The sequence below is a fragment of the Mesorhizobium kamtschaticum genome, from assembly GCF_056174585.1.
In genome coordinates this window covers 1757413-1773299 of record NZ_CM149691.1, presented here as the reverse complement: position 1 = coordinate 1773299, position 15887 = coordinate 1757413, and the positions used below count along the sequence as shown (strand labels likewise).

General features: G+C 63.4%; 16 protein-coding genes and 1 pseudogene. 11 read left to right on the top strand and 6 right to left on the bottom strand.

Annotated elements, in window-relative coordinates:
- Positions 1–14 precede the first annotated feature (14 nt).
- The 4 genes and pseudogenes from AC0V7N_RS08710 to AC0V7N_RS08695 form a co-directional block, all read right to left on the bottom strand.
- Positions 15–863, bottom strand: a complete 849-nt coding sequence (locus AC0V7N_RS08710) for an MBL fold metallo-hydrolase (RefSeq protein ID WP_475460251.1) — start codon at positions 861–863, stop codon at positions 15–17.
- Between the two features lie 168 nt (positions 864–1031).
- Complete coding sequence (locus AC0V7N_RS08705; RefSeq protein WP_475456480.1) at positions 1032–1691, bottom strand: peroxiredoxin; 660 nt, start codon at positions 1689–1691, stop codon at positions 1032–1034.
- Between the two features lie 163 nt (positions 1692–1854).
- A pseudogene (locus AC0V7N_RS08700) lies at positions 1855–2216 on the bottom strand (cell division protein ZapA).
- Between the two features lie 10 nt (positions 2217–2226).
- The gene (locus AC0V7N_RS08695) at positions 2227–2499 is read right to left on the bottom strand and encodes a DUF4164 domain-containing protein (protein ID WP_195177939.1); all 273 of its coding nucleotides are present in this window, start codon (positions 2497–2499) and stop codon (positions 2227–2229) included.
- Between the two features lie 262 nt (positions 2500–2761).
- Here AC0V7N_RS08695 and tkt point away from each other — a divergent pair, with 262 nt between their 5' ends.
- From tkt to AC0V7N_RS08660, 7 genes are all read left to right on the top strand, one after another.
- The gene (gene tkt / locus AC0V7N_RS08690; protein WP_475456477.1) at positions 2762–4753 is read left to right on the top strand and encodes a transketolase; all 1992 of its coding nucleotides are present in this window, start codon (positions 2762–2764) and stop codon (positions 4751–4753) included.
- Positions 4754–4912: 159 nt separating this feature from the next.
- Positions 4913–5923: a type I glyceraldehyde-3-phosphate dehydrogenase gene (gap, locus tag AC0V7N_RS08685; protein ID WP_475456475.1), complete on the top strand. Its 1011-nt coding sequence runs from the start codon at positions 4913–4915 to the stop codon at positions 5921–5923.
- 195 nt (positions 5924–6118) lie between these two features.
- The gene (locus tag AC0V7N_RS08680; RefSeq protein WP_475456473.1) at positions 6119–8002 is read left to right on the top strand and encodes a potassium/proton antiporter; all 1884 of its coding nucleotides are present in this window, start codon (positions 6119–6121) and stop codon (positions 8000–8002) included.
- A 158-nt stretch (positions 8003–8160) separates the two neighbouring features.
- Positions 8161–9357, top strand: coding sequence for a phosphoglycerate kinase (locus tag AC0V7N_RS08675; protein WP_475456471.1), 1197 nt, complete (start codon positions 8161–8163; stop codon positions 9355–9357).
- Positions 9358–9484: 127 nt separating this feature from the next.
- A complete protein-coding gene (locus AC0V7N_RS08670) occupies positions 9485–10510 on the top strand; it encodes a class I fructose-bisphosphate aldolase (RefSeq protein WP_475456469.1) in 1026 nt (341 codons plus the stop codon).
- A 170-nt stretch (positions 10511–10680) separates the two neighbouring features.
- Complete coding sequence (locus tag AC0V7N_RS08665) at positions 10681–11421, top strand: DUF899 domain-containing protein (RefSeq protein ID WP_475456468.1); 741 nt, start codon at positions 10681–10683, stop codon at positions 11419–11421.
- A 61-nt stretch (positions 11422–11482) separates the two neighbouring features.
- Positions 11483–12196, top strand: a complete 714-nt coding sequence (locus AC0V7N_RS08660) for an SGNH/GDSL hydrolase family protein (protein WP_475456466.1) — start codon at positions 11483–11485, stop codon at positions 12194–12196.
- 29 nt (positions 12197–12225) lie between these two features.
- Here AC0V7N_RS08660 and AC0V7N_RS08655 read toward each other — a convergent pair whose 3' ends face one another.
- Together AC0V7N_RS08655 and AC0V7N_RS08650 are read right to left on the bottom strand one after the other, a co-directional pair.
- Positions 12226–12387: a hypothetical protein gene (locus AC0V7N_RS08655; protein ID WP_080512074.1), complete on the bottom strand. Its 162-nt coding sequence runs from the start codon at positions 12385–12387 to the stop codon at positions 12226–12228.
- Positions 12388–12503: 116 nt separating this feature from the next.
- On the bottom strand, positions 12504–13457 hold the full coding sequence (locus tag AC0V7N_RS08650; RefSeq protein WP_475456463.1) for a ring-cleaving dioxygenase: 954 nt from the start codon (positions 13455–13457) through the stop codon (positions 12504–12506).
- A gap of 309 nt (positions 13458–13766) precedes the next feature.
- Here AC0V7N_RS08650 and AC0V7N_RS08645 point away from each other — a divergent pair, with 309 nt between their 5' ends.
- From AC0V7N_RS08645 to AC0V7N_RS08630, 4 genes are all read left to right on the top strand, one after another.
- Positions 13767–13934: a hypothetical protein gene (locus AC0V7N_RS08645; protein WP_081850348.1), complete on the top strand. Its 168-nt coding sequence runs from the start codon at positions 13767–13769 to the stop codon at positions 13932–13934.
- Positions 13935–14018: 84 nt separating this feature from the next.
- Positions 14019–14609, top strand: coding sequence for a DJ-1/PfpI family protein (locus AC0V7N_RS08640; RefSeq protein ID WP_475456462.1), 591 nt, complete (start codon positions 14019–14021; stop codon positions 14607–14609).
- A gap of 74 nt (positions 14610–14683) precedes the next feature.
- Positions 14684–15091: a hypothetical protein gene (locus tag AC0V7N_RS08635; protein WP_475456460.1), complete on the top strand. Its 408-nt coding sequence runs from the start codon at positions 14684–14686 to the stop codon at positions 15089–15091.
- A 72-nt stretch (positions 15092–15163) separates the two neighbouring features.
- On the top strand, positions 15164–15883 hold the full coding sequence (locus AC0V7N_RS08630; RefSeq protein WP_027041910.1) for a helix-turn-helix transcriptional regulator: 720 nt from the start codon (positions 15164–15166) through the stop codon (positions 15881–15883).
- Positions 15884–15887 lie beyond the last annotated feature (4 nt).

The following is a 15887-nucleotide window of genomic DNA, read 5'->3' as shown; positions in this document are numbered from 1 at the left end:
AGGCTGCGATTGCCTCAAAGCCCATCCAGCGGAAACTTCAGATACCGCCGGCCATTGGCTTCCGGTTCCGGCAGGCGGCCGCCATTCATGTTGACCTGCAGCGCATGCAGGATCAGCCGCGGCATCGGCAATGTCTTGTCGCGCGCTTCGCGTAGCGCCACGAACTCAGCCTCGCTGTTGGCGGCAACCAGATGGATGTTGCCGGCCTTCTGTACGGCGACCGTGCTTTCCCACAAGGCCGCGCGGCCACTGGCCTGATAGTCATGGCCGACGAAGACGCGCGTCTCGTCGGGCAACGCCAGTATGTCCTGGATCGAGCGCCACAGCCGCGCGGCACTGCCGCCGGGAAAATCCGCGCGTGCCGTGCCGCTGTCGGGCATGAACAGCGTATCGTGCACGAAAGCAGCGTCGCCGACCACATAGGTGATCGAGGCCAGCGTGTGGCCGGGTGAGAACAGTACCTTGACTGGAAGGCTGCCGATCGCAAACGTCTCGCCCTCTGCGAACAGCCGGTCCCACTGCGAACCGTCGGCTGGAAAATCCGGCCAGTTGTAGATCACCTTCCACAGCTTCTGGACATCGACGATCCTGTCGCCGATCGCCGTCGGCGCCCCGGTCTTCTGTTTCAGATAGTGTGCAGCCGAGAAATGGTCGGCATGCGGGTGTGTGTCGAGTATCCACTCGAGCTCAAGCCCGTTCTCCTTGACGAAATCGAGCAAGGCATCAGCGCTCTTCGTACCCGTCGCGCCGGATCTCTCATCGAAGTCGAGGATCGGATCGATGATCGCGCACCGCTTCGTCGCCGGATCGGTGACGACATACTGGATGGCCCCGGTCGGCTTGTCGTAAAACCCCCTGACCATCGGCCTGGCCAAAGTTACGTCCACGTCCGGCTCCCTCACCCATCGCCGGCGGGAACGATTTTCTCCACCAGCACCCATTGTGGGCATGGTTGTCCACCCCGGCGAGCCAGTCAAGCATGACTTGGCCCGCAAGGTCGGAAAAGCCAAAAGCTGTTCCGATACGTCGTTTCAGGCGGACGGCTGTTTGGTCTTCCTGAGATAGGGCAGGATGGTCTCGAAGGCGCCGAAGCGCTTGATCGCATCCTCGTTGGAAACGGCGGCGGTGATGATGACGTCCTCGCCCTGTTTCCAGTTGGCTGGCGTCGCCACCTGATGCTTGGCGGTGAGCTGCATGGAATCGACCGCGCGCAGGATCTCATCGAAATTGCGGCCCGTGGTCATCGGGTAGGTCAGCACCAGCTTGATCTTCTTGTCCGGCCCGATGACGTAGACCGAGCGCACGGTGGCGTTGTCGGCGGGCGTGCGGCCTTCCGAGGTCTCGCCGGCGCCGGCAGGCAGCATGTCGTAAAGCTTGGCGACCTTGAGGTCCTTGTCGCCGATCAGCGGATAGTGCACCGTTTGGCCGGTCGCCGTCTTGATGTCGGCCTGCCATTTGTCGTGGCTCGCAACCGGATCGACGGAGATGCCGATGATCTTGACGTTGCGTTTTTTGAACTCGCCTTCGAGGCCCGCCATGGTGCCGAGCTCGGTCGTGCAGACCGGCGTGAAATTCTTCGGGTGGCTGAACAGGATCGCCCAGCCGTCGCCGATCCAGTCGTGAAAATTGATCGCGCCTTGGGTGGTCTCGGCCGTGAAGTCCGGCGCTATGTCGTTGATACGAAGGCTCATGGTCCCTACCCCTGTGAATGCCGCCGGATGGCGGGTTCCGACCCTTTTACCACTCCCGCGGCGACCTTCAAAACGTAGAGATCGCCGGCAGCGATGCAGGCCGCGAAAAATTTTCGCAATTTGTTGGGGAATGCAGAAATTTCGCTGCGGACGCTGAAAGAGTCTAGGATTTCACCGCCAGCGTCGACGTCAAATCTTCCATGCGCTGCGCCAGCGCGCCGAGCGCGTTGGTCAGCACGCTGTCGCTCTTGTCGGCCTTGGTCAGCGCCTCGTCGCGCGTCTTGCGCAAGGTCAGCACTTCGCTCTCCATGCCCTTGACGCGCTTCTGCAGCTCCGAGAGTTCGTCCATCACCATGATGCCGGCCATGACGGTCAGCCGCTGGTCGCCGATTTCGCCGAAGGAATCTTCAGATGCGAGACATAGCGGTCGAAACGCTCGGCGAGGTCGATCAGATGTTCTTCCTGGCCCTCGTCGCAGGCCATCCGATACTGTTTGCCGTCGATTGAAACCGTGACCTGTGCCATGGGCCAGCTCCTATCTGTCCAACACGGCGCGGATGGTTTCCATGGCGGTCACCAGCCGTCGCGAGACTTCCTTGTTGGCGTCCTCCAGCCGTTCGGAGCGTGCTTCGGAATTGTCGAGTTCCTGCGCCAGCCGCGAGCGGTCGGCATTCATCCGCTGCACTTCGGCCTCGGCTTCCGAGTAATCGCGCTCATGCTCCAGCTTGGCCGCGACGGCATTTTCCAGCCCCTCGATGGCCTTGCCCAGCCTGGCGATGACTTCCTTGAGTGTGGTTTCCCCGGTCATGGCCTTCGTCCTGTGCCCTGCCCATCACCGAATCGTTCGCGTTCAGAACGCCTTATCCCGGAAACATTAGGCACCGGGTGAAGGCAACGTCAACAAAGCTCTCGCGACTGTCCCCCGCTAACGCTAATGTAGGCTCGCCACCGGCATCACAAGACCGGCAAATGTGCACCCGATTTGTTGACTAAAAGCCCGCGCCTGCTATGTGTCGCGCACCCTTTTCAAGGGCTCTCCCAAGCCCCAAACCCCCATTTCTGGAGGAACCATGACGTCGCGTGAACAACATGACCGGATGGCCAATGCGATCCGCTTTCTCTCCATGGATGCCGTCGAGAAGGCCCAGTCCGGCCATCCCGGCCTGCCCATGGGCTGCGCCGACATCGCCACGGTGCTGTTCACCCGCTTCCTGAAATATGATCCCAAGGCCCCGCACTGGCCCGATCGCGACCGCTTCATCCTGTCGGCCGGCCATGGCTCGATGCTGCTCTATTCGCTGCTGCATCTGACCGGCTACGAGGACATGACCCTCGACCAGATCAAGCACTTCCGCCAGTTGGGCTCGAAGACGGCAGGCCATCCCGAATACGGCCACGCCACCGGCATCGAGACGACGACCGGTCCGCTCGGCCAGGGTCTCGCCAATTCGGTCGGCTTCGCGCTCGGCGAGCGCATCATGAACGCCGCCTTCGGCAACGACCTCGTCAACCACTACACCTATGTACTGTCCGGCGACGGCTGCCTGATGGAAGGTGTTTCCCAGGAAGCCATCGCGCTGGCTGGCCATCTCAAGCTCAACAAGCTGATCGTCTTCTGGGACAACAACAACATCTCGATCGACGGTCCGGTCTCGCTGTCCGACAACACCGACCAGGTCGCCCGCTTCCAGGCCTCCGGCTGGAATGCCAGCCACATCGACGGCACCGATCCGGAAGCCATCGCCTATGCGATCGAGGCCGCCCGCCATTCCGACAAGCCGACGATGATCGCCTGCAAGACGACCATCGGCTTCGGCGCCCCGACCAAGGCCGGCACCAACAAGGCGCACGGCTCGCCGCTCGGCGCCGACGAGATCGCCGGCGCGCGCAAATTCTTCAACTGGGAGTCGCCGCCCTTCGAGATTCCGGCCGACATCCTCGATGCCTGGCGCACCGCCGGCAAGGGCAGTGTCAAGGCGCGCACCGACTGGGAAGGCCGCCTCGCCAAGGCCGAGCCGAAGCTGAAGGCCGAGTTCGAGCGCCGCCTCAGTGGCAAGCTGCCGTCCAACTTCGACGCCGTCATTGACGACTACAAGAAGAAGCTCTCGGCCGACAAGCCGAAGGTCGCCACCCGCAAATCGTCGGAAATGGCACTGGAAGTCATCAACGGCGCCGTGCCGGAAACCATCGGCGGCTCCGCCGACCTGACCGGCTCCAACAACACCAAGACGAGCCAGACCAAGAACATCACGCCCGACGATTATGGCCAGCGCTATGTCCACTATGGCATCCGCGAGCATGGCATGGCCGCGGCCATCAATGGTCTCACGCTGCATGGCGGCCTCATCGCCTATGGCGGCACCTTCATGTGCTTCTCCGACTATGCCCGCCCGTCGATGCGGCTGTCCTCGCTGATGGGCATCCGCTCGATCTTCGTCATGACCCATGATTCCATCGGTCTGGGCGAAGACGGCCCGACCCACCAGCCGGTCGAGCATCTGGCGGCACTGCGCGCCATCCCGAACCACAACGTCTTCCGTCCGGCCGACGCGGTGGAAACCGCCGAATGCTGGCAGATCGCGCTCGAATCCGAAAAGACGCCGTCGACCCTGGCGCTGACCCGCCAGAACCTGCCGACGGTGCGCACCGAGCACTCGGCCAAGAACCTGAGCAGCCAGGGCGCCTACGAACTGGCCGCGGCCAGCGGCGAGGCAGCGGTGACGATCTTCGCCACCGGCTCCGAGATCGAGATCGCCCTTGGCGCCCGCGACCTCCTGGAAAAGCACGGCCATCCGACCCGCGTCGTCTCGGTGCCTTGCTTCGAGCTGTTCGACAAGCAGAGCGACGACTACCGCAAGAAGACGATCGGCAACGCGCCGATCAAGATGGCGATCGAGGCCGGCATTCGCCAGGGCTGGGATCATCTCATCGGCTCGGACGGCATCTTCATCGGCATGACCGGCTTCGGCGCCTCGGGCACGATCGAACAGCTCTACCCGCATTTCGGCATCACCGCAGAGGCGGCGGCCAAGGCAGCGGAAGCCCGCCTGCACGGCAAATAACGGATTGAGGCGCGCCTCCCACGAAACCGCATGCGGCGATTTCGTGGGCTGGCCCAACCTAATCGATTTAAATCCATGCCTTGGATGGCTGGATTCTTCGGCCGTCCGCCGCTATGAAGCTGCGGACCAAATTACCTTCCAGCTCCCAGGGAGAGAAAAATGACCGTCAGAGTTGCCATCAACGGATTCGGCCGAATCGGCCGCAACATCCTGCGCGCCATCCATGAATCCGGCCGCAAGGACATCGACGTCGTCGCCGTCAACGACCTCGGCCCGGTCGAGACCAATGCCCACCTGCTGCGCTACGACAGCGTGCATGGCCGCTTCCCGCACGAGGTGAGCGTCGATGGCGACCAGATCACCGTCGGCAAGGAAAAGTTCAAGGTCACCGCCATCAAGGATCCGACGCAGCTGCCGTGGAAGGAACTCGGCGTCGACATCGCGCTCGAATGCACCGGCATCTTCACCGCCCGTGACAAGGCCGCCGCCCATCTGACCGCCGGCGCCAAGCGCGTGCTGGTCTCGGCCCCTGCCGACGGCGCTGACTTGACCGTCGTCTACGGCATCAACCACGACAAGCTGACCAAGGACCACATCGTCATCTCGAATGCGTCCTGCACCACCAACTGCCTGGCGCCGCTGGCCGCCGTGCTGCACGAGACGGTCGGCATCGAAAAAGGCATGATGACGACGATCCACTCCTACACGGGCGACCAGCCGACGCTGGATACCATGCACAAGGATCTCTACCGCGCCCGCGCTGCTGCCCTGTCGCAGATCCCGACCTCGACCGGTGCCGCCAAGGCGATCGGCCTCGTCCTGCCCGATCTCAAGGGCAAGCTCGACGGCATCTCGATCCGCGTGCCGACGCCTAACGTCTCGGTCGTCGACTTCAAGTTTATCGCCAAGCGCGCGACCACGGTTCAGGAAATCAACGAAGCGGTGATCGCCGCTTCGAACGGCAAGCTGAAGGGCATTCTCGGCGTCACCCACCACCCGAACGTCTCGATCGATTTCAACCATGATCCACGTTCGTCGATCCTGGCACTCGACCAGACCAAGGTGATGGACGGCAACTTCGTTTCGGTGCTGTCCTGGTACGACAATGAATGGGGTTTCTCCAACCGCATGGGCGACACTGCTGTCGCCTTCGGCAAGACCATCGCCTGATCGCAGACCCATCTTTTAGAGACCTGAAACGCCCGGCATCGTCCGGGCGTTTTTATTTGCCGAAGTAGCAGCTCCCCATCGCCGGAAAATCAGCGGCCTAGGGCAAAAAACCACCCTCCTGCCTTGCACTGGCCATGCCTTCGCCCCACTCTCCGTTGAATCGGGAAGCAGAGGAATTCGAGGGGCAAATCACGGATGGAGCATGCGATCTATCTCGTCACGCTGGTTGGCACAGCTCTTGTCGTCGCCGCCGCGTTTTCGAGCCTGATTGCCTTCCGCTTCGGCGCGCCCCTCCTGCTTCTGTTTCTCTGCATCGGCCTTGCCACCGGAACCGACGGCCTCGGCATCGAGTTCGACAATGCCCGCATCGCTTATTTTGCCGGCTCACTGGCGCTCGCCGTCATCCTGTTTGATTCCGGGTTCGGCACGCCGCTCAATGCCCTGCGGCAGGCGGCAGGCCCGGCGCTGTCGCTGGCAACCGTCGGCGTGCTTCTCACCACCGGCCTGTTCGGCGCGGCCGCCTACTATCTGCTCAACCTCAGCTGGCTGGAATCCTTCCTGCTCGGTGCAGCCGTCGCCTCGACCGATGCGGCCGCGGTGTTCTTCCTGCTGCGCGCCGGCGAGATCAATCTGCGCGAGCGCGTGCGCTCGACGCTCGAGGTGGAATCCGGCACCAACGACCCGATCGCCATCTTCCTGACCATCACCCTGGTCGAGATCATTGCCGCCCACGCCAATCCCGAAACCAATGTCCTGGTCACCAACCTGATCCTCGGCTTTCTCATCAATATGGGCGTCGGCGCCATTGTCGGCGTGCTCGGTGGCCTCGCCATCGTGCGTCTCGTCGACCGGCTCAATCTCGACCACGGCCTCTTGCCGATCTTCGTGCTGACCCTGTCGCTGATGGTCTTTGCCGCCGCCGGCGCCATCGGCGGCTCGGGCTTCCTGGCGGTCTATATCGCCGGCCTGATTGCCGGTAATTCCGACATCCGCGCCGTCACCATCCTCAAGCGCTTCCAGGACGGCATGTCATGGCTGGCGCAGATCATCATGTTCCTGATCCTTGGCCTGTTCGCGACGCCCTCCCAGTTTCCGGCGATCATGGTGCCGGCGATAGCGCTTGGCCTGTTCCTGATGTTTGTCGCGCGGCCGATCGCGGTCTGGCTCTGCCTGATCCCGTTCCGCCTGCCACGTCCCGAAGTCGCTTTCGTCTCCTGGGTCGGCCTGCGTGGCGCCGTCTCGATCCTGCTCGCCATCACCCCACTGCTCGGCGGGCTGGAGAATGGCCGCGTCATCTTCAATGTCGCCTTCATCATCGTGCTGGTGTCGCTGGTCGTCCAGGGCTGGACCGTCGGCCCGCTGGCGCGCCGCCTTGGTCTCATCGTGCCGGCTCGCCTCGGCCCGCTCGACAAGGTCGAACTTGAACTCCCCGGCTCCGCCCATCACGAACTTCTCGCCTATCGCGTGGCGCATGGCAGCCCGGTGGCGCGCGGCGAGCGCATTCCGCGCTGGGCACGGCCCTCGCTGGTGCTGCGCGACGGCCGTTCGATGCGCTTCCAGGACATGGGGCGGCTGGCCGCCGGTGACCAGGTCTACATCTTCGTGCCGGACCGCTATCCGCGCCTGCTCGACAAGCTGTTCGCCAGCCGCGCCGTCGTCGATCCGGAAGATGCCGATTTCTTCGGTGCCTTCGCCGTCGACCCGGCCCGCTCCGCCGCGGAGCTGGAGACAGCTTACGCTCCGGGCCTGACCGAGGCGGAGCAGAAGCAGACCGTCGGCGCTCTGGTCACGGCGCGGCTTGGCGGCCATGCCGAATATGCCGATCGCGTGCTGATCGGCCAGATCGAGCTGATCGTCAGGGATGTCGACGACAAGGGCAGGATCACGGGTCTCGGCCTCTCCTTTGAGCCGACCGCACCGGTGGCGCGGGTACCGGTGTTCCTGAGCGCCGGTGAGATGGGGGACCGTCTCGGTGCGTTTATCCGCAACTGGCGCAAGCCGACCGAGACGCAGGTAGAAGCGGCTCAGGCGGATGCTCCCCCTGAACCGCCGGTTGAAAAGGCAACGACCGGGAGCTGACAAGGGCGATCGTTTGCCTCGCCCCATCCGCACGGCACGATCTTCACGCACTATGTCCCCGCCCGCCTCAAAATTTCGCACCGCGCCGCGGCCAAAGCCTTGCATCGTCACCGATGCGGGGTATGGTCCCGGCGATTTTCCCGAGGAAAGGAACCGGCATGGCCGCCTTCAAGACACTGGACGATATCGGCAACATCAGCGGCAAGCGCGTGCTGGTGCGCGTCGACCTCAACGTTCCCGTCGCCGACGGCAAGGTCACCGACGCCACCCGCATCGAGCGCATCGCGCCGACCATCGCCGAATTGTCCGGCAAGGGCGCCAAGGTCATCCTGCTCGCCCATTTCGGCCGGCCCAAGGATGGCCCCTCGCCCGAATTCTCGCTCGAGCCGATTGCCAGGGCGACAGCCGAGGTGCTCGGCCGTCCCGTCGGCTTTGCCTCGGATTGCGTCGGCGACACGGCGGGAAGTGCTGTCGCCGCCATGAACAAGGGCGATGTGCTGCTCTTGGAAAACACCCGCTTCTACAAGGCCGAGGAAAAGAACGACGCCGCCTTTACCGAACGGCTCGCCGCCAACGGCGACATCTTCGTCAACGATGCCTTTTCAGCCGCGCACCGTGCCCATTCCTCGACCGAGGGACTGGCGCGTCTGTTGCCTTCCTTCGCCGGCCGCACCATGCAGGCCGAACTCGAAGCGCTGGAGAAGGGCCTGGGCAAGCCGGTCCGTCCCGTCGTCGCCATCGTCGGCGGCGCCAAGGTCTCGACCAAGATCGACCTGCTGATGAACCTGGTGAAGAAAGTCGACGCGCTGGTCATCGGCGGCGGCATGGCCAACACCTTCCTCGCCGCGCGCGGCACCGATGTCGGCAAGTCGCTGTGCGAGCATGACCTTGCCGCCACCGCCAAGCAGATCATGATCGAGGCGGCCGAGGCCGGTTGCGCCATCATCCTGCCGGTCGACGGCGTCGTCGCCAAGGAATTCAAGGCGGGTGCCGCCTGCGAGACGGTCGCCATCTCCGACGTGCCGGCCGACGGCATGATCCTCGATGTCGGCGCCAAGACCGTGACCACCATCGGCGAATGGATCGACCGCGCCGCGACGCTGGTCTGGAACGGCCCGCTCGGCGCCTTCGAGATCGAGCCCTTCGACCACGCCACGGTGGCGGCGGCGAAACACGCGGCCGCGCGCACCAAGGCCGGTAAGCTGGTCTCCGTCGCCGGTGGCGGCGATACGGTGGCCGCGCTCAATCATGCCGGTGTCGCCGACGACTTCACCTATGTCTCGACCGCCGGCGGCGCCTTCCTGGAATGGATGGAAGGCAAGCCGCTGCCCGGCGTCGACGTGTTGAAGAAGTAGGCCCAGGCGGGATCGACGGCGCGACGGACGGCGCCCCAAACTTTCAATCGATTCGCGCTTTCCGATGCCATTCCTTTGGCGGTAGACTTCCGTTAAGCGCGGAACGAACCCCTCCAGGAGAAGCATGATGAGCGAACGTCTCGAAGACATTGCCGCCGCGATCGTGGCCAACGGCAAGGGCCTGCTGGCCGCCGACGAAAGTTCCGGCACGATCAAGAAGCGCTTCGACGTCATCGGCGTCGAATCGACAGCCGACAGCCGCCGCGACTATCGCGAGATGATGTTCCGCGCCAAGGACGCGATGACCAAGTATATTTCCGGCGTCATCCTCTATGACGAGACCATCCGCCAGAAGGCCGCCGACGGCACACCGCTGGTAGGCATCATAAAGGCGGCCGGCGCCATTCCCGGCATCAAGGTCGATGCCGGCGCCAAGCCGCTGGCCGGCTTTCCCGGCGACACCATCACCGAGGGTCTCGACGGCCTGCGCGAACGGCTTGCCGACTACTACAAACTTGGCGCCCGCTTCGCCAAATGGCGCGCGGTGATCGACATCAATACCGGCAAGGGCGTGCCCTCGGTCAATTCGATCAACTCTAACACCCATGCGCTCGCCCGCTATGCCGCCCTTTGCCAGGAAGCCGACATCGTGCCCATCGTCGAGCCGGAGGTGCTGATGGACGGCGCCCACGATATCGACACCTGCTACGAGGTTTCCAAGGCGACGCTGATCAAGCTTTATGATGAACTCCATGCGGCGCGCGTCGTCCTCGAAGGCACGATTTTGAAGCCCAACATGGTGCTGTCGGGCAAGAAGTCGGGCACCGTGGACAGCCCCGAAAAGGTCGCCGAGATGACGATAAAACTGTTCCGCGAGACGGTGCCGGCGGCAGTGCCGGGCATCGCCTTCCTCTCCGGTGGCCAGGAAGACGAGGAGGCGACCGCCAACCTCAACGCCATCAACGCCATCGGTCCGCATCCGTGGAAGCTGACCTTCTCCTATGGCCGCGCACTGCAGGCCGCCCCGCAAAAGGCATGGAGCGGCAAGGCGTCGAACGTCGCCGCCGGCCAGGCCGCCTTCACCCATCGCGCCCACATGAATTATCTGGCCGCGCTCGGAAAATGGAAAGCGAGCCTCGAACAAGCCGCCTGATCCCAGCTTTTCCGTCTCTCTTCAAACCCGGGCCAATGCGCCCGGGTTTTTGTTGCTTGTGGATTGGGGAAAGACCTCCTCATTCCTATTTCCTCTGGGCGTTGCCGTCGGCGATGTGTCGGTTTGCGCCCATCCCGAACGTCCTTGGGATGACAGACAGGGAGAAATTCATGCCTCGCAACAAGGTCGTTTCACGCGAAGACTGGTTCCAGGCGCACAAGGCACATCTGGCCCGCGAGAAGGAATTGACGCAACTTCGCCAGCGCATCGCGGCCGAACGGCGTGAATTGCCCTGGCTGAAAATACGCAAGGACTACGTCTTCGAGACCGAGCAAGGGCCGAAGAAACTGGTCGACCTGTTTGGCGCCAACAGCCAGTTGATCGTCTACCACTTCATGTTCGGGCCGGGCTGCAGCCACCATTGCGAAGGCTGTTCCTTCCTTGCCGACCATATCGACGGCGCCAACCAGCATCTCAGGCATCACGACGTGTCGCTGGTCGTGATCTCGCGCGCGCCGCTGGCGGAACTTCTGCCCTACAAGCAACGCATGGGCTGGAAATTCGACTGGGTGTCGTCCTATGCCTCGGATTTCAACTTCGACATGCAGGTGTCCTTCACCGACAGGCAGATCGCCGCCGGCGACACCACCTACAATTTCGAAACCCGTCCGCGGACGTCGAAGGAGCTGCCCGGCACCAGCGTTTTCTACAAGGACGAGAACGGCGACATCTTCCTGACCTTCATGTCGCGCGCCCGCGGCGGCGAGGCACAGATCGGCGCTTACGACTATCTCGACATGACGCCGAAAGGCCGCAACGAAAATGGCCCCTATCATGGCCTGATGGACTGGGTGCGGCTGCACGACGAATATCAGGACAAACCGGCCGGTAAGCCGGACTGCTGTGACTGAAGGCGTTCACCTCGGCCGAAACATGCGCTAAGCCTGCCGCTGATCATTCCACGGTTCCGCCATGCGCTTCCCGGCTCTTCTCACCTGGCTCGCCTTCCCCGTCTATGTCTGGCAGGGGTTGGGCGTGCGCCGCCGCACTTCGCGCATGCTGCCGGCGCAGGGGCCGGTCATGCACGAGATATCAGGCGAGGCGCCTGATATCTCGCTGCTGGTGCTGGGCGATTCCTCCGCCGCCTCGGTCGGCATCGGCAACTCCGAGAACGGCCTTGCCGCGCAACTCGCCATGCTGATTGCGCAGCGTACCGGCCGCGCCGTGCGCTGGCGCGCCGCCGGCTTCAATTCGGCGACGTCGGGCCAGATCCGCGACCATGTCCTGCCCAATCTGTCGGCCGATCCATGGACGCATATCGTGCTTGCCATCGGCACCAACGACACCAAGAATTTTCATTCCGTGCCGCGCTTCAAGAAGGAGTTCGGCGGCCTGCTCTACGCGCTGCGCGCCAAATGGCCGGAGGCGCGCGTGGTGTGGTCGCCGGTGCTGGAATTCACGCGCGCTCCGGCCATGCCGCCGCTGCTGGGCAAGATCCTCGAAATCCGCGCCACCGCAATGAACCGGATGGGTGAACGGCTCTGCCTGGAGCGCGGCGCGGTGCCGGCGCCCCGCCTGCCGATCACCAACCCGGAGGCCGGTTTTGCCTCCGACGGGTTTCACGCCTCGGAGGCAGGCTATCGGGCCTGGGCGGAACACCTCGTCGGTCTGGTGCTTGCCAGCTGAAAACCGGATCCGCTGTTTTCGGTGTAGCGTTAGGTCAAATGCCCGAGCACCGCCGCCAGCGAGATGGCCGCCATCGCCAGCAGCGCCAGCTTCCAGAAATCGCCGCGGCGCTTCAGCCCCGGCCAGCCGATCGGTTTGATCAGCTGGATGACCATGAAGCCGACGATGACAAGGGCGAGGAGTTTCGTCATGTCGCCTTTGACCAGCAACGCGGCCGGCTGTCAAAGCGCGTCGTTTTAGTCTCTGAGAAAGAACGGGCGCCGCATTCCCGAACCGGAACGTGGCGCCCGCCGTTTTGGACGCCGATCTACTTCAGCGGCTTGAGGCCAGCTTCGATCGAGGCGCGCTTTGCTTCGAGGAAAGGCGGCAAGGCAAGGCTTTCGCCCAGCGTCTCCAGCGGCTCGTCGGCGGTGAACCCCGGCCCGTCGGTGGCGATCTCGAACAGGATGCCGTTCGGCTCGCGGAAATAGAGCGAGCGGAAGTAATAGCGCTCGACCTCGCCGCTTGACGGCAGTCGGAATTCGGCCAGACGGGCGGTCCACTGATGCAGCGTCTCCTGGTCCGGCGCCCTGAAGGCAACATGATGAACCGCACCGGCACCTTGCCTTGCCGGCGCCAGCCCGGGCTGCACGGCGACATGAAGCTCGGCTGCCGGCCCACCCGCACCCATTTCGAAGACGTGGACCTGGCCCTCGCCATCCGGCGAGGCATAGTCGCGGACCTTGCGCATGTTCATCACCCGGGTCAGCACCGCCTCGGTGTTGGTGATGTCGGGAACACTGATGACGATCGGTCCCAGCCCGCGGATCTGGTGCTCGGCCGGCACCGGGCTCTGCGCCCAGGGATGGCTGCCGCCCTTGCCGCCATCGCTGACCAGCCGCAGGCGCTGACCTTCGGGATCTTCGAAATCCAGCGACGGGAGGCCACCGATGTCGGCAATCTCTCCTGTCACGATGTTTTCGCCGGCGAGGTGCTGCTTCCACCAGGCAAGGCTTTCCGGGCTGCCGACCCTGAGGCTGGTCCGCGCGATGCTGTTCGTGCCGCGCCGCTCGCGGCCAACCGGCCAGTCGAAGAAGGTAAGGTCGGTGCCTGGCGTCGCTTCGCCGTCGGCATAGAAGAGATGGTAGGCCGATGTGTCGTCCTGGTTCACCGTCTTCTTGACCAGCCGCAAGCCCAGAACCTTCGTGTAGAAGTGAAGATTACCGGGCGCATTGGCGGTGATGGCAGTCAGATGGTGGATTCCTGTCAGTTGCAGGCTCATGGTCGTCTCCCTGGTTTTGGGGAAGAATTTTCTCCTTTCATATCAGAACTGCGAGCACCTCACTAAAGGCCGCTATCCTGACAGTCCGTCGCCATGTGGTGAACAATTTTGTCCTCACTGTCATCCGATTGGTGAACAATCGGTGCTCGCCGCAGACTTGCTGCGGCGGTACGATGACGGCGGAAAACAATGCTCTCCCCCGGCAGACGCATCGAACGAAACTATCGTCGAGTGCCTGACATCCTCCTGACAGACTGCTGTCAGGAGGGGTGTGCGATAGTGTCTCCATCAAGAGAGAGGAGACTGGTCATGAACGGTTACACCATTCTGCGCGGCATGCAGCACTATGTCGGCAAGGTTCGCACCATGCGCAACGAGATCCGCACACAGCGCTTCATGAACTCACTTCCAGCGGACATCCGCAAGGATATCGGCTGGCCCGACATGTATTCGGAACGTCGCTCCCGCGGCAATTGAGGCGAATTTTTCGACTTCGATATTGGACATGGACGCGCCAATGCCCAGATATGGGTACGGCGCGCCGAGGGATGGAGCGAGCTTATGCCCGAACAGAAGACAATCGGCTTCCTCTTCATCGAAGGCTTTGCCGACTGGGAATACGGCTTACTGGCGGCCTCCGCGGTTGAATGGTTCGGCGCCCGCGCCGTCTCGCTGACGCCCGAAGGCAAGCCGGTGACCGGAATCAGCGGTTTTCGGCTGACGCCCGATCGTTCGGCCGGCGTTGACAAAAATGCCGATCTCGATGCTATCGCCGTCATCGGTTCCGATCAGTGGGCGGGCAAGGCGCCGCCGGACGTCGCTGAACTGCTCAACGCCGTCGCAACGCGCGGCGGCGTCGTCGGCGGTATCTGTGCCGGCACGCTGGCGCTGGCCCGGGCCGGCATGTTCGAAGAAGCCAAGCATACCAGCAATGGCCGTGACTGGATCAACGGCCATGAAGCCGGCTATGCTGGCGACAACAACTATCAGGACGTGCCGCATGCCGTGGCCGACGGCAAGATCGTGTCCGCGCCGGGTTCGGCGCCTGGCACCTTTGCCCTTGCCTTTTTGAAGACGCTCTATCCCGAAAGAGGCAGCGATCTCGCACAGATGCGGACGCTGTTTGCCAAGGAGTATGCTGAAGCCTCCTGACAGTATGCTGTCAGGAGGAGCGTGCAATGGTGCAAGATCGAGATACCGCGCGTCGACGGTCGAAAGGACGATCGATGAAAAGTTGGAACGACAGGCTGAACACGCCGGGCATCAATGGCGTCAAGCCGACACCGCGCACGATGGCAGACGTGGTTGCGGGCCAGCCTATGCTGGTGCCGACCGCGCGCCAGGTCGACGATTTCATCCGCTCGATTCCGCATGGCGTCGAGATGGATATTCGCGCGTTGCGCACCGCCCTTGCCATCGAACATGGCGCCGAAGTGACATGTCCGGTCACTATCGGCTATCATCTGCGCACGGTTGCCGAAGCCGCCAAGGAAGACCTTGAGCGCGGCATGACGCTGAGCGACGTCGCGCCGTTCTGGCGTGTGCTCGATGCGAAGACGCCGACAACGAAGAAACTGTCCTTTGGCGCGGAGTTCGTTGCCGCCCAGCGCAAGCGCGAAGGATTGAAACCGTAATGCATGTCATCTGGAAGTGGGCCCAGTTCCGGGACCACGGCATGCATAAAGACAAAACTGGGGAAGCACACGATGCGCCGCGCCGACAGGCTCTTTCAGATCGTGCAGCATCTGCGGGGTGGCCGTCTGGTCACCGCACAGAAGCTCGGCACGTGGCTCGAGGTTTCCGAGCGAACGATCTATCGCGACATAGCCGACCTGCAGTCGACCGGGGTGCCGATCGACGGCGAGGCCGGCGTCGGTTACATGATGAGGGAGGGTTTCGACCTTCCACCGCTGATGTTCACGCGTGACGAAATCGTGGCGCTGGTTGCAGGCGCCCGCATGGTGCGCGCCTTTGGCGGCGCCGCTATGGCACGCGCCGCCGACGAGGCGTTGGTCAAGATCGGCGCCGTGCTACCCGATGCCGAAAAGGACCGCATCGCCCGCACCGAGATCCACACGCCGATGTGGGTGGTCAGCGACGCTGCCCGCGAGGCGATCGACCTGATCGAGCGTGCGGTCGAAAAGCGCCAGGTGCTAACAATCGACTACTCAGACGAAGCCGGCCGCGGCACCGCGCGCGACATCAGGCCGCTCGGCTTGTGGTTTTGGGGCAAGGTGTGGACGCTGGTCGCCTGGTGCGAGATGCGTGACGACTTCCGCGCCTTCCGCATCGACCGCATCGCCTCGGTGGTGATCGCCGGCCGCATCTTCAAACCGGAGCGCGGCAAGCAGCTTGCCGACTTCTACCGGGCGGTGGAGCGCAGCGAGGACTACGGCATGGCGCCGGATCGCGTGGCGCGAAGCTGAGCCC